Source organism: Amycolatopsis sp. 195334CR, from assembly GCF_017309385.1.
Classification (GTDB): domain Bacteria; phylum Actinomycetota; class Actinomycetes; order Mycobacteriales; family Pseudonocardiaceae; genus Amycolatopsis.
This window is the reverse complement of the sequence record NZ_JAFJMJ010000001.1, coordinates 1,101,329-1,120,366: the sequence shown is the minus strand read 5'-3', so window position 1 is coordinate 1,120,366 and position 19,038 is coordinate 1,101,329. Positions and strand designations below refer to the sequence as shown.

Below are 19,038 nucleotides of genomic sequence, written 5' to 3'. Positions count from 1 at the left end.
ATTCTGCAGGTGACTCCCGCCGATCTCGCCGAACTTGTCCGAAACTCCGCCGTGGACGTCCTGACCGCCCGCGGTCTCGACCCGGCGGTGCTGCCCGACGCGGTGACGATCGAGCGACCCCGCAACCCCGAGCACGGAGATTACGCCACGAACCTGGCGCTCCAGGTGGCGAAGAAGGCCGGGCTCAAACCGCGGGACTTCGCCGACGCGCTGGCCGAGTCGCTGGCCAAGACCGACGGGGTGGAGGCGGCCGAGGTGGCCGGCCCCGGCTTCCTGAACCTGCGGCTGGCCGCCGACGCCCAGGGCGCGCAGATCACCCAGGTGCTGGCCGCGGGCCAGGCCTACGGCCGGGGTGACGCGCTGGCCGGGACCAGGATCAACCTCGAGTTCGTCTCGGCCAACCCGACCGGGCCGATCCACCTGGGCGGCACGCGCTGGGCCGCGGTCGGTGACGCGCTGGGCCGGGTGCTGGCCGCGCAGGGCGCCGAGGTCACCCGTGAGTACTACTTCAACGACGCCGGCGCGCAGATCGACCGGTTCGTCAACTCGCTGATCGCCGCCGCGAAGGGCGAGCCCGCACCGGAGGACGGCTACGCGGGCACCTACATCAGCGACGTCGCCGCCGAGGTGCTGCGCCAGGAGCCGAGCGCGCTGTCGCTGCCCGAGGCCGAGCGCCACGAGACCTTCCGCAAGGTCGGCATCGAGCTGATGTTCGGCGAGATCAAGCGGGCCCTGCACGAGTTCGGCACCGACTTCGACGTGTTCTTCCACGAGAACTCGCTGCACGAGAACGGCGAGGTCGACCGGCTGGTGGCCAAGCTCAAGGACGAGGACGCGCTGTACTTCGCCGACGGCGCCTGGTGGCTGCGCACCACCGACCACGGGGACGACAAGGACCGAGTGGTGATCAAGCAGGACGGCAACCCGGCCTACATCGCCGGTGACATCGCCTACCTGCACGACAAGCGGCAGCGCGGCTTCGACCTGTGCATCTACATGCTCGGCGCGGACCACCACGGCTACATCGTCCGGCTGAAGGCGGCCGCCGCCGCGCTGGGCGACGACCCGGCCGTGGTCGAGGTGCTGATCGGCCAGATGGTCAACCTGGTCAGCGACGGCAAGCCGGTGCGGATGAGCAAGCGCGCGGGCACCGTGATCACCATGGAGGACCTGGTCGAGGCGGTCGGCGTGGACGCCGCGCGCTACGAGCTGGCCCGCTACTCCGTCGACTCCACTTTGGACATCGACCTGGACCTGCTGCGCAAGCACAGCAACGAGAACCCGGTCTACTACGTGCAGTACGCGCACGCCAGGCTGGCCTCGCTGCAGCGCAACGCCGCCGAACTGGGCATCAAGGCCGACGGGGCACCGGACCTCGGCCTGCTCGTCCACCCCCGGGAAGGCGACCTGATCCGAACGATCGGCGAGTTCCCGGAAATGCTGAGGAAGGCGGCCGAACTGCGGGAACCGCACCGCGTCGCCAGGTACCTGGAGAGCCTCGCGAGCGCCTACCACAAGTTCTACGACGTGGCCCGCGTGCTGCCGCAGGGCGGGGAGGACCCCACGCCGCTCACCTTCGCCCGCCTCGCGCTCTGCGAGGCCGCGCGCCAGGTGCTCGCCAACGGTCTCGAACTGCTGGGCGTTTCGGCGCCGGAACGGATGTAGTTTCATGGCTCACCCCGCGGGACCCCGGTACGCCGAGGTCCATCCCCATGCGGACACCGCCGGGTTCCCCCCGTCCACCTCGGGCGAACTGGACCGGCTCTACCCGAAGGTGTGGCCCCGCAACGCCTTCCGCGCCCCGGACGGCGTGGTCCGGATAGCCGGGGTCGACGTGCGGGAGCTGGCCGAGACCTACGGCACCCCGCTGTTCGTGATCGACGAGGCCGACTTCAAGTCCCGCTGCGCCGAGTACGCCGAGGCCTTCGACGACCCGGCGCTGGTGCACTACGCGTCCAAGGCCTTCCTGTCCACCGAGATCGCCCGCTGGGTGGCCGCGCAGGGGCTGAGCCTGGACGTGTGCAGCGGCGGTGAACTGGCCATCGCCCAGCGCGCGGAGTTCCCGCCGGAGCGGATCACCTTCCACGGCAACAACAAGTCCGTCGCCGAACTGGAGATGGCGGTGGACGCCGGGGTGGGCACGGTGGTGCTCGACTCCTACTTCGAGATCGCCAGGCTGGCCGAGGTGGCCGCGCGCCGCGAGATCACCCAGCAGGTGCTGGTGCGGGTCACCGTCGGCGTCGAGGCGCACACGCACGAGTTCATCGCGACCGCGCACGAGGACCAGAAGTTCGGCTTCTCGCTGGCTTCCGGGGACGCCGCCGAGGCGGTGCGCCGGGTGCTCAACGCGGGTTCGCTGAAGCTGATCGGCCTGCACAGCCACATCGGCTCGCAGATCTTCGACGCCGACGGCTTCGAGGTGGCCGCCCGCCGGATCATCGGGCTGATCGCCGAACTGGGCAAGGAGCACGGCCCGGAACTGGTCGACCAGCTGTCCATTGTGGACCTCGGTGGTGGCTTCGGCATCGCCTACACCGATCGCGACAACCCGCCGCCGCCGGCTCAGATGATCACCCAGATCCGGGAGATCGTGCGCAAGGAGTGCGCCTTCGCCGGGCTGCCGGTGCCGCGCATCGCCGGTGAGCCGGGCCGCGCGATCGCCGGTCCCGGCACGGTCACGCTCTACGAGGTCGGCACGATCAAGGACGTCACGCTGGGGGACAACGCGGTGCGCCGCTACGTCAGCGTCGACGGCGGGATGAGCGACAACATCCGCACCTCGCTCTACGACGCGGTCTACGACGCGCGGCTCGTCTCGCGGGCGGCAGGCGACGGCCAGGACGGCGAAGCGAACGCCGCCTTGTCCCGCGTGGTGGGAAAACACTGTGAGTCCGGCGACATCGTGGTCCGCGACTGCTGGTTACCGGACAACCTGGCTCCCGGTGACCTGCTCGCGGTCGCCGCGACCGGTGCCTACTGCTACTCGATGGCCAGCAACTACAACCGCCAGCCGCGCCCGGCGGTGGTCTCGGTGCGCAACGGCGGGGCGCGGTTGCTGCTGCGCCGGGAAACCACCGAGGACATGCTGGGCTTGGAGGTGTCGTGAGGTCCGAACCCATCCGCGTGGCCCTGCTTGGCTGCGGCACGGTCGGCGGTGAGGTGGCGCGGCTGCTCACCGAGCAGGCGGCCGAGCTGGCCGCCCGCGCCGGTGCGCCGGTCGAGCTGGCCGGTATCGCGGTCCGCCGCCCGGACAAGCACCCCGAGCTGCCCGCCGAACTGCTCACCAGGGACGCCGCGACGCTGGTCACCGCGGACGACGTGGACGTGGTGGTCGAGCTGATCGGCGGCATCGAACCGACCCGCACCTGGCTGCTCGACGCCCTGCGCGCGGGCAAGTCCGTGGTCACCGCGAACAAGGCGCTGCTCGCGGAGCACTCGGCCGAGCTGTCCGAGGCGGCCGACGCCTCCGGCGCCGACCTCTACTTCGAGGCCGCGGTCGCCGGGGCGATCCCGTTGCTGCGCCCGCTGCGCGAGTCGCTGGCCGGTGACCGGATCACCAGGGTGATGGGCATCGTCAACGGCACCACCAACTACATCCTGTCCGCAATGGACTCGACCGGCGCCGGATATGCCGAAGCGCTGGACGAAGCGAGCAGGCTCGGGTACGCCGAAGCGGACCCGACGGCCGATGTGGACGGTTACGACGCCGCGTCGAAGGCCGCCATCCTGGCCTCGCTCGCCTTCCACAGCCGGGTGACCGCCGCCGACGTGCACCGCGAGGGCATCGCCGCGGTCAGCGCGTCGGACATCGCCGCGGCGAAGATGCTGAACCGCACGGTGAAGCTGCTCGCCATCTGCGAACGGGTCACCAGCGAGGACGGCAGTGAGTCGGTTTCCGCCCGCGTGCACCCGGTGATGATCCCGAACACGCACCAGCTGGCCGGGGTCAGCGGCGCGTTCAACGCGGTCTACGTCGAGGCCGACGCCGCCGGGGAGCTGATGTTCTACGGCCAGGGCGCCGGTGGCTCGCCGACCGCCAGCGCGGTGCTCGGCGACCTGGTCGCGGTGGCCCGCAACCGGGTGCTCGGCGGGCTCGGCCCGCGCGAGTCCGCGCACGCCGCGCTGCCGGTGCGCCCGATGGGGCAGACCCCGACGCGGTACCACGTCAGCCTGGACGTGGCGGACCGGCCGGGTGTGCTGGCCCAGGTGGCGCAGGCGTTCGCGGCGAACGGGGTGAGCATCGCCGCGGTCCGCCAGCGCGACCGGCTGTCCACCGCGAGCCTGGTGATCGTCACCCACCTGGCCCCGGACGCCGCCCTGGAGTCCACTGTGGACGAAATTGCGAAAATGGACGTGGTGCACGAGGTGGTCAGCGTGATGCGCGTGGAAGGCGAAGACCAGTGACCGGGATCATCGAGGCGTACGCCGACCGCATTCCCGTCCCGGACGGGGCGAAGATCGTCACCCTCGGCGAGGGCAACACGCCGCTGCTGGCCGCGCCGCACCTGTCCGCGCTGACCGGGTGCGAGGTGTACCTGAAGGTCGAGGGCGCCAACCCGACCGGCTCGTTCAAGGACCGCGGCATGACCGTGGCCATCACGCACGCGCTGGCCAGCGGGCTCAAGGCGGTCATCTGCGCCTCCACCGGCAACACCTCGGCCTCGGCTTCGGCCTACGCCGCGCGGGCCGGGCTGACCAGCGCGGTGCTGGTGCCCGAGGGCAAGATCGCGCTCGGCAAGATGGCCCAGGCGGTCGCGCACGGCGCCAAGATCCTCCAGGTCGAGGGCAACTTCGACGACTGCCTGGAGCTGGCCCGCAAAACCGCGGCCGACTACCCGGTGACCCTGGTGAACTCGGTCAACCCGGTGCGCCTGGTCGGCCAGAAGAGCGCCGCGTGGGAGGTCTGCGACGTGCTCGGCGCGGCGCCGGACATCCACTGCCTGCCGGTCGGCAACGCGGGCAACATCTCCGCCTACTGGGCCGGGTACGCCGAGTACGCGGCCGACGGTGTGGTCAACAGCACACCGCGCATGTTCGGCTTCCAGGCCGCCGGCGCGGCACCGCTGGTCGACGGCGAGCCGGTGACCGAGCCGGAGACGGTGGCCACCGCGATCCGCGTGGGCAGCCCGGCTTCGTGGACCAAGGCGGTCAAGGCCAAGGACGCCTCCGGCGGGCTGTTCGAGAAGGCCACCGACGAGCAGATCCTCGAGGCGTACCGGCTGCTGGCCCGCAAGGAGGGCGTTTTCGTCGAGCCCGCCTCGGCGACCAGCGTGGCCGGACTGCTGATCACCGCCGCCGACGGCCGCATCCCCAAGGGGTCGACGGTGGTCTGCACGGTGACCGGCCACGGCCTCAAGGACCCCGCCACCGCGCTCAACGGCGTGGTCGAGGTGGAACCGCTGGCGGTGGACCCCACCGCCGTGGCCGCGGCGCTGGAGCTGGCGTGAGCCTGCGGGTCACCGTCCCGGCCTCGACGGCGAACCTCGGGCCCGGGTTCGACGTGCTGGGCATGGCGCTGGGCCTGTACGACGTGGTCGAGGTCCGGGTCACCGACGCCGGGCTCAAGGTCGAGGTGATCGACGCCGGGGCGGGCGGGGTCGAGGACGTGCCCACCGACGAGACCCATCTGGTGGTGCGTGCGCTTCGCCGCGCGTGCGACCACCTCGGTTTTTCCCCGCCAGGGCTGCACCTGCGTTGCCACAACGCGATTCCGCACGCGCGCGGCCTCGGCTCGTCGGCCGCCGCGGTGGTTTCCGGGGTGGCCGCCGGGTACGCGCTGGCCGAGCGGGAACTCGACGACGACGCGCTGCAACTGGCCGCCGGTTTCGAGGGCCACGCGGACAACGCGGCGGCCAGCCTGCTCGGTGGCCTGGTGATCGCGTGGGCGGACGACGGCCGGTTCGGCGCCGAACGGCTCGACCCGCACCCGGACCTCCGGCCGGTACTCGCGGTACCCGGACAGCGCTCCTCGACCGACGCCACCCGCGGCCTGCTGCCCGAGCGGGTGCCGCACGCGGACGCGGCGTTCAACGCCGGTCGCGCCGCGCTGGCCGTGCGGGCGCTGACCAGCCGGCCGGAACTGCTGCTCACGGCCACCGAGGACCGGCTGCACCAGGTCTACCGCGCCCCGGCCTACCCGGCCAGCGCGCGCTTGGTGGCCCAGCTGCGGGAGCACGGGGTGGCGGCGGCGATCTCCGGTGCCGGGCCGACGGTGCTGGCGCTGACCACCACGGGAATGCTCCCGGACGTGGTGGACGTTACATCCTTCGAGGTCACCGCTCTGCCCGTGGATTCGGCCGGTGTCCAGGTCGCTGTGGCATAACACGCCGAACGCAAAGTAGGGGTGGTTGTTGCACGGTGAAGCGGGCCGGTCTACCCTCGGGGGCGTTCGATCACCGTGCGCAGTCCGCACCCGGTGCAGGTTCCGGGGGTTCAGCCCGGATCGCATTTTCCCGTCCAGTCCAGGGTCCTGCGGGGGTCCGGGAGTGAGGCAACGGGCTCCGGTGCGGTCGCGGTGACGAATTTTCGCGTGTGCCGTATGGGGCACGTACTTCCCGTGTCGGCGGTTCTCCCGCCGTGACTCGTACGTCTCGGCTGGATCTGGCTTCCGGCCACGGGAACAACTAGCCGTCTCGTGATTCGGACGCGGGCGGCAGTCCGCTGATCCACCTGGAGGCGTGGATCGGTAAGGAAGGACTTGTGTGAGCAACACCGATCTACTGAGCGGCGACGCGGCTCCTACCAGTGACGCCGCTGGGGCCGAGCCGCAGGCGAACGGCACCGCCGCGCCGAAACGCCGACCCGGCGGTCTGTCCGGAATGGTCATCGCCGACCTGCGTTCGCTGGCCGGGGAGCTCGGCATCAGCGACACCGCGGGCATGCGCAAGGGGGACCTGATCGCGGCCATCCGCGAGCGCCAGGGCAAGACCAAGCGGCGCGGGAGCGCCGCCGCGACCGCCACCGGTGCGGAAACGCTTCCGCTCGACGGCATCGACGGTGGCAAGCCGGCCGAGGCGAAGGCCCGTGCCCCGCGCAAGGAAGCGGCCAAGGCCGCCGAGCCGAAGACCGAGGCCAAGCCGGAGCAGGCCGAGCAGGCCCCGGCCGCCAAGGCGCCGGCCGCCGAGCCGCAGCAGGCCGAGCGCAAGGAGACCGAGCGCAAGGACACCGAGGGCGAGGCGCCATCGGGCGACCAGTCCGCCTCGGGTGAGGACGGTGGCCGCCGCGAGGGCGGGCGCCGCCGCCGCGGCTCGAACCGGCCCGCCGACTCCTCCGGCGGTGGTTCCGGCGAGCGCGAGCAGCGCCGCGACCGCCAGCAGGGTGACCGCCAGTCCGGTGGTGACCGCCAGCAGGGGAGCGACCAGCAGCGCGGGGACCGCCAGCGCGGGGACCGCAACGAGCGGGGCGACCGCAACGACCGCGGGGACCGCGGTGACCGGGGCGACCGGCAGAACGACCGCCAGCGCGGCCAGCAGGACAACCGGGGCGGGGGCCCGCAGTCCGACGACGACGAAGAGGGCGGCCGTCGCGGCCGCCGCTTCCGCGACCGCCGCCGCCGCGGTGGCCGCGGTGAGGGCGGCAGCCCGGACACCGAGGTGCGCGAGGACGACGTCCTGCTCCCGGTGGCCGGCATCCTCGACGTGCTGGACAACTACGCGTTCGTCCGCACCTCGGGCTACCTGGCCGGGCCGAACGACGTGTACGTCTCGCTGTCGCTGGTCCGCAAGTACGGCCTGCGCCGCGGTGACGCCATCACCGGTGTGGTGCGCCAGCCGCGCGAGGGCGAGCAGCAGCGGCAGAAGTTCAACCCGCTGGTGCGCGTGGACAGCATCAACGGCCTCGAGCCGGACCAGGCGAAGAAGCGCCCGGACTTCACCAAGCTGACCCCGCTGTACCCGAACGAGCGCCTGCGGCTGGAGACCGAGCCGCACAAGCTCACCACCCGCGTGATCGACCTGGTGATGCCGGTCGGCAAGGGGCAGCGCGCGCTGATCGTGTCGCCGCCGAAGGCCGGTAAGACCACGATCATGCAGGACATCGCGAACGCGATCACCACGAACAACCCCGAGTGCCACCTGATGGTGGTGCTGGTCGACGAGCGGCCGGAAGAGGTCACCGACATGCAGCGGTCGGTGAAGGGCGAGGTCATCGCCTCCACCTTCGACCGCCCGCCGTCAGACCACACCTCGGTCGCCGAGTTGTCCATCGAGCGGGCCAAGCGCCTGGTTGAGATGGGCCTCGACGTGGTGGTGCTGCTCGACTCGATCACCCGCCTCGGCCGCGCCTACAACCTGGCGGCCCCGGCCTCCGGGCGCATCCTGTCCGGTGGTGTCGACTCGACCGCGCTGTTCCCGCCGAAGCGCTTCCTCGGCGCGGCGCGCAACATCGAGAACGGTGGCTCGCTGACCATCTTCGCCACGGCGATGGTGGAAACCGGCTCCACCGGTGACACGGTGATCTTCGAGGAGTTCAAGGGCACCGGCAACGCCGAGCTCAAGCTGGACCGCAAGATCGCCGAGCGGCGCGTCTTCCCCGCGGTGGACATCAACCCGTCCGGCACCCGCAAGGAGGAGCTGCTGCTCTCGCCGGACGAGCTGGCGGTGACGCTGAAGCTGCACCGGGTGCTGCACGCGCTGGACTCGCAGCAGGCGATCGACCTGCTGCTGTCCCGCCTGCGCAAGACGAAGACCAACATCGAGTTCCTGATGCAGGTCTCCAAGACCGCACTGGGTCCCGACGAGGACTAGTCGATGCCACGAAGGGGGCTGCACCGCTCGGTGCAGCCCCCTTCGTGTTCCTCCGGTCCCCACCAAGAGGTCTCTGGGGGCGGTTACTGGTGGGGGACCGCCGCCGGGGTCCAGCCCCGGTAGTTGTTGAAGTAGTTCACGCTGGAGGCGTGGCCGATCTTGCCGCCGATGCTGCTGGCGTAGATGCCGCCGTTGCCGTCGGCGATGCCCACGTGCCCCCACTGGCTGATGTTCCAGTACACGAAGGCGCCCTTCGGCGGCCTGCTGCCGTCGGTGTGCTTCGGGCTGGCGCCGTTCCAGTGCGCGTTGGCCGAGGCCCAGACGCCGGTCACGCCGTAGGCGTTCTCCACCGCCTTCTCGCACAGGCCCTGGTAGGCGGTGGAGCCCATCTTGGCCTTGAACCAGGCGACCGCCCCGGCCGGCGTGCCGTCACCGGCGCCGAGCGTGGACAGGTCCGACTCCGGCACGGTGGTGAACGTGCCCGCGGCGGGGTTGATGTCCGCGGCGGTGATCTCCGCCGAGAGCGGGCTCGCCTGGGCTGGGGCCACCGCGGCGCCCGCCATCGCCGCCGCCACCGCGGCCCCGACCAGCAGTCTCCTGATGCGCATCGTTCACTCCTTCACCTAGAAGTTACCGAATCACCAACCGCGGCACCATCTCGTGAAGATGTACAAGTTCCGTACAAGCCGGGGAATACCCGCGGGACCAGCCCTGTTGCACGGGGTACCGGCGGGTCTGGCAGAATTACCCGCTGACGTCCGGCTCCGGTTCACCCCGTGAAATCCCGGGGACCCGGCGGCCAGCCAAGAGAGGACACCATGAAGAGCGGCATTCACCCCGAGTACGTGGTCACCAACGTGACCTGTGGCTGCGGCAACACCTTCACCACCCGCAGCACCAAGACGAGCGGCGACATCCACGTCGAGATCTGCTCGAACTGCCACCCGTTCTACACCGGCAAGCAGAAGATCCTCGACACCGGTGGCCGGGTCGCGCGCTTCGAGGCTCGCTACGGCAAGCGGAAGAAGGCCGACGCCAGCTAGCTTCACCGACGGCGCCCACTCGCTCAGCGGGTGGGCGCCGTTTTCATGCGGTACGCAGGTACTCCGGAAGAGGGACAACAGGCGTGGATTCGACTTCGTTGCGCGGTCTGCTCGACGAGTACGCCGAGCTGGAGAAGCAGCTCGCGGACCCGTCGGTGCACGCCGACCAGGGCCGGGCGCGCAAGCTCGGCCGCCGCTACGCCGAGCTGACCCCGGTGATCCGGGCGATCGGTGAACTGGAGAGCGCCAGGGAGGACCTCGAGGCCGCCCGTGAGCTGGCCGAGGACCCGGCCTTCGCGGCCGAGGCCGAGGAACTGGCCGAGCGCATCCCGGTGCTGGAGGCGCGGCTGACCGAGCTGCTGCTGCCGCGTGACCCGTACGACGGCTCCGACGTGGTCATGGAGATCAAGTCGGGGGAGGGCGGCGAGGAGTCCGCGTTGTTCGCGGGCGACCTGCTGCGCATGTACCTGCGCTACGCCGAGCGCCACGGCTGGAAGGCCGAAGTGCTCGACTCGGTGGATTCGGACCTCGGCGGCTTCAAGGACGCCACGGTGTCCATCAAGAGCAAGGGCACCGACGCGGACGGCGTGTGGGCGCGGCTGAAGTTCGAGGGCGGGGTGCACCGCGTGCAGCGCGTGCCGGCCACCGAGTCGCAGGGCCGGATCCACACCTCCGCGGCCGGCGTGCTGATCTACCCGGAGCCGGAGGAGGTCGAGGTCGAGATCGACCCGAACGACCTGCGGATCGACGTGTTCCGCTCGTCCGGTCCCGGTGGGCAGAGCGTGAACACCACGGACTCGGCGGTGCGCATCACCCACCTGCCGACCGGCATCGTGGTGTCCTGCCAGAACGAGAAGTCGCAGATCCAGAACCGGGCCCGCGCGCTGCAGGTGCTGCAGGCGCGGTTGCAGGCCATCGCCGAGGAGGAGGCCGCGGCCAAGGCCTCGGACGCGCGCCGGTCGCAGGTGCGCACGGTGGACCGCTCGGAGCGGGTGCGCACGTACAACTTCCCGGAGAACCGGATCTCCGACCACCGGGTCAACTACAAGGCCTACAACCTCGACCAGGTGCTCGACGGCGAACTCGACGGTGTGCTCGACGCACTGCGCTCCGCCGACCGCGACGAGCGGTTGGCCGCGCACTCCGGCTAACGATTCCCCCTTGTCGGCCGATCAAGAGTTCGAACTCGCCACAGGGGGAACAAATGCAGACGGATCAGTACGGCCGGACGATCCTGCCGGAAAACGGCGTGCCGAAGCGGCGGAACCGGGCGTGGCTGATCGTGCTCGTGGTGGTGGTGCTGGGCGCCGCGGGGGTGGGCATCTACTTCGCCCGCGCCGCCAGGGAACCGCGGGCCGCTGGCGCGGACGCCGATCTCCAGCAGGTCATGTGGTCGCTGGACAAGAACCAGCCGTTCCTGGACACGCCGGCGCAGGACTGGGCCGAGGGCGAGGCCGCGATCGTGCTGCCGGAGCCCGTCGCCACGGGTGGTTTCTCGGCGAAGCAGGTGGGCACGGCGCTGGGGAAGGTGAAGGAGTACCTGGTCGCGAGCCGGTTGAACCGCTCGGTGCTGACCGGTGGCGACATCGAGCCGGTGCTCGCCCCGCTCGCGCCCAGCGCCCGTGACACCCTGCGCACCGAGCTGACGAAGCCCGGGGCCTGGCCGGATCTCTACGCGACCAAGCTCGCGCCGGGGTTCCGGCTGTTGCCCGCCGGGCCGAAGGTCAAGGGCACCGTCCGGGCCGAGCCGGGCGCGCGCGAGGGCGAACTGCTGATCAAGACGAACCTGGTGTTCGCCTACGCCTTCGACATCGACGACCCCGGCAAGGCCACCGTCCCGCTCGACGTGGTCGCGAGCACCAGGTGGGACCTGGACTTCGTCTACCGCGACGACGCCGGCAAGTGGTACGCGAAGGACCTCGGCCTCGACGCCCCGTCCGGTCAGGGGCAGGTCTACGCGATCGCCTGCGGCCCCGCGGAGCAGGGCCTGCTCGCGCCGAGCTACAGCGAGCCGAAGTACGGCACCGGCCCGGACGGGCAGCGCCCGCCCGAGCACTTCGACCCGTCGACGCCCCTAGCCACCGAAGGCTCCTGCTAACCGATCAAGGCGGCCATGCGGTCTTCGTAGCCCGCGTCCTCACCGAACCAGACGGCGACGAACTCGGCGCCCGCCTCACCCAGGGCCTTGACCCTGGCGGCGGTTGAGTCCGCGCCGTCCCAGGAGATCCGGGTGCCGACGCGGAGCGGGCGGTCGGTGAACGAACGGAGCCGCCGGACCTGCTCGGCGAACTTCTCCGGATCGGCCTCGATGCTCTGCCATTCATCGGCCACCCTGGCCACCCGGCGCAACGCCGCGTCGCTGATTCCGCCGACCATCAGGCGCACATTTCCGCGCGGTCGCGGCTCGAACACGCCACCGTCGAAACCGTAAAACCTGCCCTCGAAAGAACGCGCGCCGGAAAACAACGCACGCATCAGGTCGATGGCCTCATCGGTCCGCGCCCCGCGCGTGGTGAAATCCGAGCCGACGTTCTCGAACTCCTTCCGGTCCCAGCCGACGCCGAGCCCGAGGGTGAGCCGTTCGCCGGAGAGGCGGTCCAGCGTGGCGACCTGCTTGGCCAGCGAGAACGGGTCCCGCAGCGGCAGCACCAGCACCGACGTGCCGATCCGGAGGCGACTGGTCCGCGCGGCGATCCCGGACAGCGTGATCAGCGGTTCGAACACACCGCCGTAGAAACTGCCGTACTCCTCCGGCGGCAGCACGTGGTCGGGCAGCCAGGCGGTGTGGTAACCGAGTTCCTCGGCCTTGACCGCGATCTCGGCCGGACGGCCCGGATCCATTTCCGGTGACTCGTTCGGCAGCACTACTTGCAGGTCCATGGCTCAGCCAATCTCGGAGAGGAACTTCTGGATCATTTCCAACCATTGTTCTCGCGCTTCGGCGCCAATGTTATGGCCCGCGTCGATTTCGGCGAACTGCGCGCCCGGGATCCCGGCGGCCAGTTCGGCCGACAACGCGGGCGAGACCAGTCCGTCCGCGAGCGTGGCGATCACCAGCGTGGGCACGGAAATCCCGGCCAGCTCGGCGCGGGTGTCCACGGAGGACACCAGGTCGACGTGCTCCGGCGTGCCGTCGGGCACGAAGGCGGCGAGGCCGTCGAGCGCGGCGTCCAGTTCGGCCGGGCTGAGCGCGTTCAGCGCCCGCTCGCCGCTGCCCATCACCATCAGGTACTTCGCCAGCAGGCGGCGGTCGCCGGCGTCCAGCAGCGCGCGCCACACGTCGGCGGCCAGCCGCAGCTTGTTGCTGGGGTGGCTGAAGCCGGAGGTCAGGATCAGCCCGGTGACCCGATCTGGGTGCCGCGTGGCCGCCCGCACGGCGACCGCGGTGCCGAGCGAGTAGCCGAGCACGGTGAACCGCTCGACCCCGGCCGCGACCGCGGTGCCGACCACCGCGTCGGCGACGACGTCCAGGTCGAGCGGGGTCTGGCTGCGCGGGGTGTCGCCCGAACCGGGGTAGTCGGGGCCGATCACGGTGTGTGTGCGGGCCAGTTCGTCGATGAGCATGCCGTAGTTGCCTTCGATGCTGCCGCCACCGCCGTGCGCGAGCAGGAGGCCGGGGCCGGAGCCGCGGACGACGTGCGCGAAATGTTCAGCCATGCGGCGACGTTAAGCACTCACATCGATGTCAGGGTCAAGCTCACGTGGGGTGGATCTCATGCTGATCGGTGAACTGTCGGCCCGGACCGGGGTCAGCCAGCGGATGCTGCGCTACTACGAGGCGCAGGGCCTGCTCACCGCGAGCCGCGGCACGAACGGGTACCGCCGGTACGCCGAGGATTCGGTGACCACCGTGCGCCACATCCGGAAGCTGCTCGACCTCGGCCTGTCCACCGAGGTGATCGCGCAGGTGCTGCCGTGCGCGATCGAGGACCTCGGCCGGCTCGACCTCTGCCCGAACCTGGTGCGCACCCTGCGCGCGGAACTCGCCGAATTGGATGAGCGGATCGACACACTGCGGCGGAACCGCGGTGCGCTCGCCGGTTATCTGCCCGTGGTGTGACAGGCTGGGAAGCGTGAAGCGGCAACCCCTCCGGCTGGCGATCATCGAAGCGGTAAGGATCCTCGAACGCGCCGGGGTCGCCTCCCCGCGCACCGACGCCGAACTGATCGCGGCGCACGTGCTCGGCGTGGAGCGCTCGCGCCTGCCGCTGGTGCCGCTGGTCGACCCGCCGGTGGTCGAGGCCATCGGGCAGCTGGTGAACCAGCGGGCCAAGCGGGTGCCGCTGCAGCACCTGACCGGCTGGGCGCCGATGGGCCGGATCACCGTGGACGTCGGGGCCGGGGTGTTCGTGCCGCGCCCGGAGACCGAGCTGCTGCTCGAATGGGGCCTGTCGGTGATCGAGGGCAGGCAGTACCCGGTGGTGGTCGACCTGTGCACCGGCTCCGGTGCGCTGGCGCTGGCCGTCGCGCACGAGCGGCCGGACGCGGTGGTCTACGCCGTGGACGTCGACCCGCAGGCGCTGGCTTGGGCGCGGCACAACGCCGAGGCCAGGGCCGCCGCCGGCGACACCGCGATCCGGCTGTACTCGGGGGACATCGCCGACGGGAGCATGTTCGCCGAGCTGGACGGCCTGGTCGACCTGGTGCTGTGCAACCCGCCGTACGTGCCGCCGAGCACCGAGGTGCCGCCCGAGGTGGCCGACTTCGACCCGCCGCAGGCGGTTTTCGCCCAGGAGGGCGGGCTCGAGGTGATCCGGTACGCCGTCGCCGCCGGTGCCCGCCTGCTGAAGCCGACCGGCGGCCTGGCCATCGAACACGACGACACGCACGGCTCGGTGGTGCCCGAACTGATCGCCGGGCGCCGAGTGCTCACCGACGTCCGCTGCCACCCCGATCTCGCCGGCCGCCCCCGCTTCACCACCGCCCGCCGCGGCTAGGTCGTGACAGCGCACCGGGGCGCTGGGCGCCGTTCGGTGACTGAGCGGGCGCAGTAGGCTGCGGGGCATGAGCGCGGTGTACGACTGCAGCCAACCCGATTCCCGTGCCGACGGGCTGACCGCGGCCGCCGGAGCGGTCCGCTCCAGCAGGCTGGTGGTGCTGCCGACCGACACGGTGTACGGCATCGGCGCGGACGCCTTCGACGGCGCCGCGGTCCAGTCCCTGCTGCGCGCGAAGAACCGCGGCCCGGACATGCCGGTCGGCGTGCTGGTCGGGTCCTGGTCCACAGTGGACGGTCTGGTGCTCGGCGTGCCCCCGCAGGGAAGGGCGCTGATCGAGGCGTTCTGGCCGGGCGATTTGTCCATTGTGCTCCCGCACGCACCAAGCCTGCAGTGGGATCTCGGCACCACCCGCGGCACGGTCATGCTCCGCATGCCGCTGCACCCGGTGGCACTGGAACTGCTGCGCGAGGTCGGGCCGATGGCGGTCTCCAGCGCCAACGTCTCCGGCCGCCCGCCCGCCGCCACCGCCGAAGAAGCCAAGGACCAGCTCGGCGACTCGGTGGCGGTCTACCTCGACGGCGGCCCCAGCGGCGACCCGGTGCCCTCGACCATCGTCGACCTCACCGGGGACGAACCGGTGGTGCTGCGCGAGGGCGCGGTGCGCGTGGACGCGGTGTCCGAAGTGCTCGGCGTCCCCGTGTCGACTTCCTGAACCTGAGAGAACTCCCCGTGCCCCCCACGATCACCCAAGGCCTGCCGATCCGCGAGTACCTGCTCGTCGGGCTCACCGCGGCGGCGCTGACCTTCCTCCTGACCGGCCTGGTGCGCCGGTTCGCGATCAAGATCGGCGCGGTGGCCAACCCCCGCGCCCGCGACGTGCACGTCATCCCGATCCCGCGGATGGGCGGGCTGGCGATGTACTTCGGCGTGGTCGGCGGCATGGCACTGGCGCACCAGCTGCCGGTGCTGCGGCGGGCCTTCGAGTACTCGCTGGACCCGGTCGGCGTGCTGATCGGCGGCGGCCTGATCGTGCTGATCGGCGCGCTGGACGACCGGATCGAGCTGGACGCCTGGACCAAGCTGGCCGGCCAGGTGATGTGCGCCGGGCTGCTGGTGCTGTTCGGCCTGCAGTGGGTCTCGTTCTGGGTGCCGTGGGGCGAGGGCGACGGCCTCGGCTCGGTGCTGGTGCTGGACAAGAACCAGGGCGGCCTGCTCGCCGTCTTCCTGGTCGTGCTGATGATCAACGCGATGAACTTCGTGGACGGACTGGACGGCCTGGCCGCCGGGCTCGGCTTCATCGCCGCCGCGGCCACCTGCGCCTTCTCCCTCGGCGTGCTGCACGACACCGGCGGCGACGTCGGCAGCTACCCGCCCGCGCTGATCGCCGCCGCGCTGGCCGGGGCCTGCCTCGGCTTCCTGCCGCACAACTTCCAGCCCGCGAAGATCTTCATGGGCGACTCCGGCTCGATGCTGATCGGGCTGATGCTGGCCGCCGCGAGCACCTCGGCCTCGGGCAAGATCCCGTACTCGCAGGTGGACCCGACCGACACGCTGGCGCTGCTGGCGCCGCTGCTGGTGGTGGCCGCGGTGCTGTTCGTGCCGCTGCTGGACCTGCTGCTCGCGGTGGTGCGCCGCACCCGCCGCGGCGAGAGCCCGTTCGCCGCGGACAAGATGCACCTGCACCACCGGCTGCTGGAGATCGGCCACTCGCAGCGCCGCGCGGTCATGCTCATCTACCTGTGGGCGGGCGTGCTCGCCTTCGGCGTGGTCTCGGTGACCCTGTTCGACACGGCCGCGGTGTTCTGGCTCGTCGGCGCGGGCCTGCTGCTGGCCATCCTGGTCTCGGCGATCCCGCGCCTGCGGTCGCGGCAGCGCGTCTAGGGGCGTTCGGTCGTCGACGAGACCGTCGTGCTGGTCTCGAACAGCGTGTAGTCGCTGACCACGAGCGGGGTCGGCGGGCGTTTGGTGTCCGGCGGCACCGGCCTGAGTTCCTCGATGCTGAGCACCGTCGAGGTGGCCGGGTCGAAGATCACCTCGGTGCCGCCGGCGCCGTCCGGCCGGGTGCCGTCGCCGACGCTCAGCCTCGTGCCCACGCGGCCAAGGCGGTCCACCCCGGAACCCACGCGGCTCAGCGGCGACGCCGTCGCCAGCTTGAAGGCCGCCGACCGCGTTTCCGGGCTGAGCGCGGGTTTCCCCGCGATCTCCACCAGCAGTTCCCATTCGAGGTGGTCACGCAGGGAGCCCAGCGCGTCCTTCTGGTAGCGCTGGTACCAGCTCTGCGCGAGCTCGTCGACCCGCGCTCCCAGCGCGACCGGGTCCGACGGCAGCACGGGATCGACCACCAGCTCGTCGGGCACCAGCGACCGGATCCGGCTCGGCATGGCGGTGTCCCCGAGCTGCGGCGGGTAGCGGACCTCCGGCAGCGAACGGTCGACCGGTTCGCGGTCCACCGCCAGCTCGGCGTGCCTGCCCAGCCAGTCCGCGCAGAGCGCGTCCGAGACCGAGGAAGTGCACGAGACCTGCTGGTACGGCTCGAGCACCGCGCGCATGGGCCGCAGCCCGGCCGGCTCGTTGCCCACCCACAGCTCACTGGAGCCGCGGATGTCGCTCTTCACCTCGCCGCCGCCCTCCATGGTCACGTATTCGGTGCCCTGCACGGCCTTGACGTAGCTGAACGGCTTGGGCGCCACGGGTTGCGCGAGCGGGGGAGCGGGTGGTTCGGGCCGGTCGAACACCGACGGCACGGCCACCACCGCGCCCACCACGGCGGCCGCGGTCGCCGCGAGGACCGCGACCGGGCGCCAGTTCCGCCGGGGCTGTCGAGGTGGTTCGGTGCGCACCTCGCGCAGGCCGTCCAGCAGGCGCTGCTCGAAGCCGGTCAGTTCGTCCGCGTAGTCGTTCACGGTGCACTTCCGATCTGGGGCATCGCGCCCCGGAGTCGCCGCCGGGCCCGTGCCAGCCGCATCCGCGCCGCCGGGGCCGCGATGCCGAGCACCGCCGCCGCCTCGGCCGGGCTCAGCCCGTCCATGCTGACCAGGAGGAACAACTCGCGCTCCGCGGGCGCCAGCTCGGCCAGCGCGGTGCGCAGCAGTGGGGCGGAGCGCTGGGCGTCGATGCGGTCCGCCAGTTCCGCGAAGTCGTCGGGCAGCAGGTCGCGTCGCCCGTAGACCCGTTGCAGCGCACGGGTTTCAATCACCCGGCGCCGCCCGTGCGCGGCCACCAGGTTGGCCGCGATGCCGAAGATCCAGGCCCGCGGTGAACCGCGGCCCGGCTCGTACCGCCGGGCCGAGCGCACCACTTCCAGGAACACCCCGGCGACCACGTCGGCCGCCTCGACCGGATCGCCGATCCGGCGCGTGGCGTACCCGAGCACCGCCCGCACGTGACGCCGGTACAGCTCCTCCAGCGCGGCCGGTTCGGTGGCGATGCGGTGCACGAGATCGGTGTCGTCCGCCTCGGGTGGTTCGGGCAAGCGTCCGCCTCCTTTCCCGGTACTTGGCACGAACCCCGCCGAGCGCAACACGTTGCGCCGGGGCCGCTTCGCGCCAAGTACGGGGAAAGACCGGAAGGAAGAGTATGCGCGACGCTCGGTGGTGCCTGCCGTTGCTGGCGGTGATCGTCGCCGGATGCGCGGCGGTGTCCGCCGAACCCGTGCCGACCACACCGCCACCGCCGCCACCACCGGCGCCCGTGGTGCTCGAACCCCCGGTGATGGCGCTGGCCGAGGCGCGGCACGTCCTGCGGGGCCTCGGCTACCAGGCCCGGGACGAGGTCGACGACGAGACCCGGCACGCGGTGATTGCCTTCCAGAAGGTGCACGGGTTGCCGCGCACCGGGGTGGTCGACCGGGCCACCGACCGCGCCCTGCGCGCGCCGCTCACTCCGGTGGCGCGGACGAGCGGCCCCGGGTTCGAGGTGGATCTGGCCCGGCAGGTGCTGTTCCGGGTCGAAGGCGGTCGCGTAGTGCGGATCTACGACGCGTCCACCGGCCGCGACGAACCCGGTAAGCACACACCGACCGGGGATTTCCGCGTGCGGTACCAGATCGACGGGTGGCGGTACGCGAAACTCGGGCCGATGTACCGGCCCTCGTACATCACGGACACCGGAATCGCGCTGCACGGCGGTGAACCGGTGGAGACCCACCCGGCGAGCAATGGCTGCATCCGCCTGACCGATCCGACGGTCGACGAAATCTTCGCGCAGTTGAAGCCGGGAACGGTGGTGTCGGTCCATTGAGCGCCTACCCGGTGAATTGCGGGTGAATTGCTCGATTCCGGACCACTCGCGCCGGGCCGATTCCGGGCGGTC

Annotated in this window: 19 protein-coding genes; 14 read left to right on the top strand and 5 right to left on the bottom strand. The window is 71.3% G+C overall.

From position 1 onward, the window contains the following. Positions 1 to 9 precede the first annotated feature (9 nt). The 6 genes from argS (at position 10) to rho (ending at position 8,744) form a co-directional block, all read left to right on the top strand. Entirely contained in the window at positions 10 to 1,665 is a 1,656-nt protein-coding gene (argS, locus tag JYK18_RS05555) for an arginine--tRNA ligase (protein WP_206801074.1), read from the top strand. 4 nt (positions 1,666 to 1,669) lie between these two features. Continuing rightward, positions 1,670 to 3,106, top strand: a complete 1,437-nt coding sequence (gene lysA / locus JYK18_RS05550; RefSeq protein ID WP_206801073.1) for a diaminopimelate decarboxylase — start codon at positions 1,670 to 1,672, stop codon at positions 3,104 to 3,106. Further along, a complete protein-coding gene (locus JYK18_RS05545) occupies positions 3,103 to 4,404 on the top strand; it encodes a homoserine dehydrogenase (RefSeq protein WP_206801072.1) in 1,302 nt (433 codons plus the stop codon). Before lysA ends, JYK18_RS05545 begins: the two co-directional genes overlap by 4 nt. After that, positions 4,401 to 5,447: a threonine synthase gene (thrC, locus tag JYK18_RS05540; protein ID WP_206801071.1), complete on the top strand. Its 1,047-nt coding sequence runs from the start codon at positions 4,401 to 4,403 to the stop codon at positions 5,445 to 5,447. The genes JYK18_RS05545 and thrC overlap by 4 nt, the downstream gene beginning before the upstream one ends. Further along, the gene (thrB, locus tag JYK18_RS05535; RefSeq protein WP_307795787.1) at positions 5,444 to 6,322 is read left to right on the top strand and encodes a homoserine kinase; all 879 of its coding nucleotides are present in this window, start codon (positions 5,444 to 5,446) and stop codon (positions 6,320 to 6,322) included. Before thrC ends, thrB begins: the two co-directional genes overlap by 4 nt. Positions 6,323 to 6,701: 379 nt before the next feature. Next, on the top strand, positions 6,702 to 8,744 hold the full coding sequence (rho, locus tag JYK18_RS05530; RefSeq protein ID WP_206801070.1) for a transcription termination factor Rho: 2,043 nt from the start codon (positions 6,702 to 6,704) through the stop codon (positions 8,742 to 8,744). An 83-nt stretch (positions 8,745 to 8,827) separates the two neighbouring features. Here rho and JYK18_RS05525 read toward each other — a convergent pair whose 3' ends face one another. Next, positions 8,828 to 9,352, bottom strand: coding sequence for a CHAP domain-containing protein (locus JYK18_RS05525; RefSeq protein ID WP_206801069.1), 525 nt, complete (start codon positions 9,350 to 9,352; stop codon positions 8,828 to 8,830). Between the two features lie 210 nt (positions 9,353 to 9,562). Here JYK18_RS05525 and rpmE point away from each other — a divergent pair, with 210 nt between their 5' ends. The 3 genes from rpmE (at position 9,563) to JYK18_RS05510 (ending at position 11,885) form a co-directional block, all read left to right on the top strand. Further along, complete coding sequence (gene rpmE, locus JYK18_RS05520; RefSeq protein WP_206801068.1) at positions 9,563 to 9,787, top strand: 50S ribosomal protein L31; 225 nt, start codon at positions 9,563 to 9,565, stop codon at positions 9,785 to 9,787. A gap of 83 nt (positions 9,788 to 9,870) precedes the next feature. Further along, positions 9,871 to 10,938, top strand: a complete 1,068-nt coding sequence (gene prfA / locus JYK18_RS05515) for a peptide chain release factor 1 (RefSeq protein WP_206801067.1) — start codon at positions 9,871 to 9,873, stop codon at positions 10,936 to 10,938. A gap of 53 nt (positions 10,939 to 10,991) precedes the next feature. After that, positions 10,992 to 11,885, top strand: a complete 894-nt coding sequence (locus tag JYK18_RS05510; RefSeq protein ID WP_206801066.1) for a hypothetical protein — start codon at positions 10,992 to 10,994, stop codon at positions 11,883 to 11,885. Here JYK18_RS05510 and JYK18_RS05505 read toward each other — a convergent pair. Both JYK18_RS05505 and JYK18_RS05500 read right to left on the bottom strand, forming a co-directional pair. Continuing rightward, entirely contained in the window at positions 11,882 to 12,667 is a 786-nt protein-coding gene (locus JYK18_RS05505; protein WP_206801065.1) for a TIGR03619 family F420-dependent LLM class oxidoreductase, read from the bottom strand. The genes JYK18_RS05510 and JYK18_RS05505 overlap by 4 nt on opposite strands. Positions 12,668 to 12,670: 3 nt before the next feature. Continuing rightward, the gene (locus tag JYK18_RS05500) at positions 12,671 to 13,444 is read right to left on the bottom strand and encodes an alpha/beta fold hydrolase (protein WP_206801064.1); all 774 of its coding nucleotides are present in this window, start codon (positions 13,442 to 13,444) and stop codon (positions 12,671 to 12,673) included. 58 nt (positions 13,445 to 13,502) lie between these two features. Here JYK18_RS05500 and JYK18_RS05495 point away from each other — a divergent pair, with 58 nt between their 5' ends. The 4 genes from JYK18_RS05495 (at position 13,503) to JYK18_RS05480 (ending at position 16,608) form a co-directional block, all read left to right on the top strand. Then, on the top strand, positions 13,503 to 13,847 hold the full coding sequence (locus JYK18_RS05495) for a MerR family transcriptional regulator (protein ID WP_206801063.1): 345 nt from the start codon (positions 13,503 to 13,505) through the stop codon (positions 13,845 to 13,847). A gap of 13 nt (positions 13,848 to 13,860) precedes the next feature. Next, positions 13,861 to 14,724, top strand: a complete 864-nt coding sequence (gene prmC, locus JYK18_RS05490) for a peptide chain release factor N(5)-glutamine methyltransferase (protein ID WP_206801062.1) — start codon at positions 13,861 to 13,863, stop codon at positions 14,722 to 14,724. 67 nt (positions 14,725 to 14,791) lie between these two features. Next, positions 14,792 to 15,439 (top strand): L-threonylcarbamoyladenylate synthase, encoded by a 648-nt coding sequence (locus tag JYK18_RS05485; protein ID WP_206801061.1) that lies wholly within the window; start codon positions 14,792 to 14,794, stop codon positions 15,437 to 15,439. A 17-nt stretch (positions 15,440 to 15,456) separates the two neighbouring features. Next, positions 15,457 to 16,608: a glycosyltransferase family 4 protein gene (locus tag JYK18_RS05480; protein ID WP_153029436.1), complete on the top strand. Its 1,152-nt coding sequence runs from the start codon at positions 15,457 to 15,459 to the stop codon at positions 16,606 to 16,608. Here JYK18_RS05480 and JYK18_RS05475 read toward each other — a convergent pair. Further along, positions 16,605 to 17,630 (bottom strand): hypothetical protein, encoded by a 1,026-nt coding sequence (locus tag JYK18_RS05475; RefSeq protein ID WP_206801060.1) that lies wholly within the window; start codon positions 17,628 to 17,630, stop codon positions 16,605 to 16,607. The genes JYK18_RS05480 and JYK18_RS05475 overlap by 4 nt on opposite strands. Continuing rightward, positions 17,627 to 18,199 (bottom strand): RNA polymerase sigma factor, encoded by a 573-nt coding sequence (locus JYK18_RS05470; protein WP_206801059.1) that lies wholly within the window; start codon positions 18,197 to 18,199, stop codon positions 17,627 to 17,629. Before JYK18_RS05470 ends, JYK18_RS05475 begins: the two co-directional genes overlap by 4 nt. A 104-nt stretch (positions 18,200 to 18,303) precedes the next feature. Between JYK18_RS05470 and JYK18_RS05465 the strand changes: the two genes are divergently transcribed. After that, on the top strand, positions 18,304 to 18,966 hold the full coding sequence (locus JYK18_RS05465; protein ID WP_206801058.1) for a L,D-transpeptidase family protein: 663 nt from the start codon (positions 18,304 to 18,306) through the stop codon (positions 18,964 to 18,966). The last annotated feature ends 72 nt before the right edge of the window (positions 18,967 to 19,038 follow it).

Coding starts and splice junctions, on each gene's coding strand:
- JYK18_RS05510 (WP_206801066.1), top strand. CDS start 10,992: ATGCAGACGGATCAGTACGGCCGGACGATCCTGCCGGAAAACGGCGTG.
- JYK18_RS05500 (WP_206801064.1), bottom strand. CDS start 13,444: ATGGCTGAACATTTCGCGCACGTCGTCCGCGGCTCCGGCCCCGGCCTC.
- JYK18_RS05505 (WP_206801065.1), bottom strand. CDS start 12,667: ATGGACCTGCAAGTAGTGCTGCCGAACGAGTCACCGGAAATGGATCCG.
- JYK18_RS05525 (WP_206801069.1), bottom strand. CDS start 9,352: ATGCGCATCAGGAGACTGCTGGTCGGGGCCGCGGTGGCGGCGGCGATG.
- JYK18_RS05495 (WP_206801063.1), top strand. CDS start 13,503: ATGCTGATCGGTGAACTGTCGGCCCGGACCGGGGTCAGCCAGCGGATG.
- lysA (WP_206801073.1), top strand. CDS start 1,670: ATGGCTCACCCCGCGGGACCCCGGTACGCCGAGGTCCATCCCCATGCG.
- rpmE (WP_206801068.1), top strand. CDS start 9,563: ATGAAGAGCGGCATTCACCCCGAGTACGTGGTCACCAACGTGACCTGT.
- JYK18_RS05485 (WP_206801061.1), top strand. CDS start 14,792: ATGAGCGCGGTGTACGACTGCAGCCAACCCGATTCCCGTGCCGACGGG.
- JYK18_RS05465 (WP_206801058.1), top strand. CDS start 18,304: ATGCGCGACGCTCGGTGGTGCCTGCCGTTGCTGGCGGTGATCGTCGCC.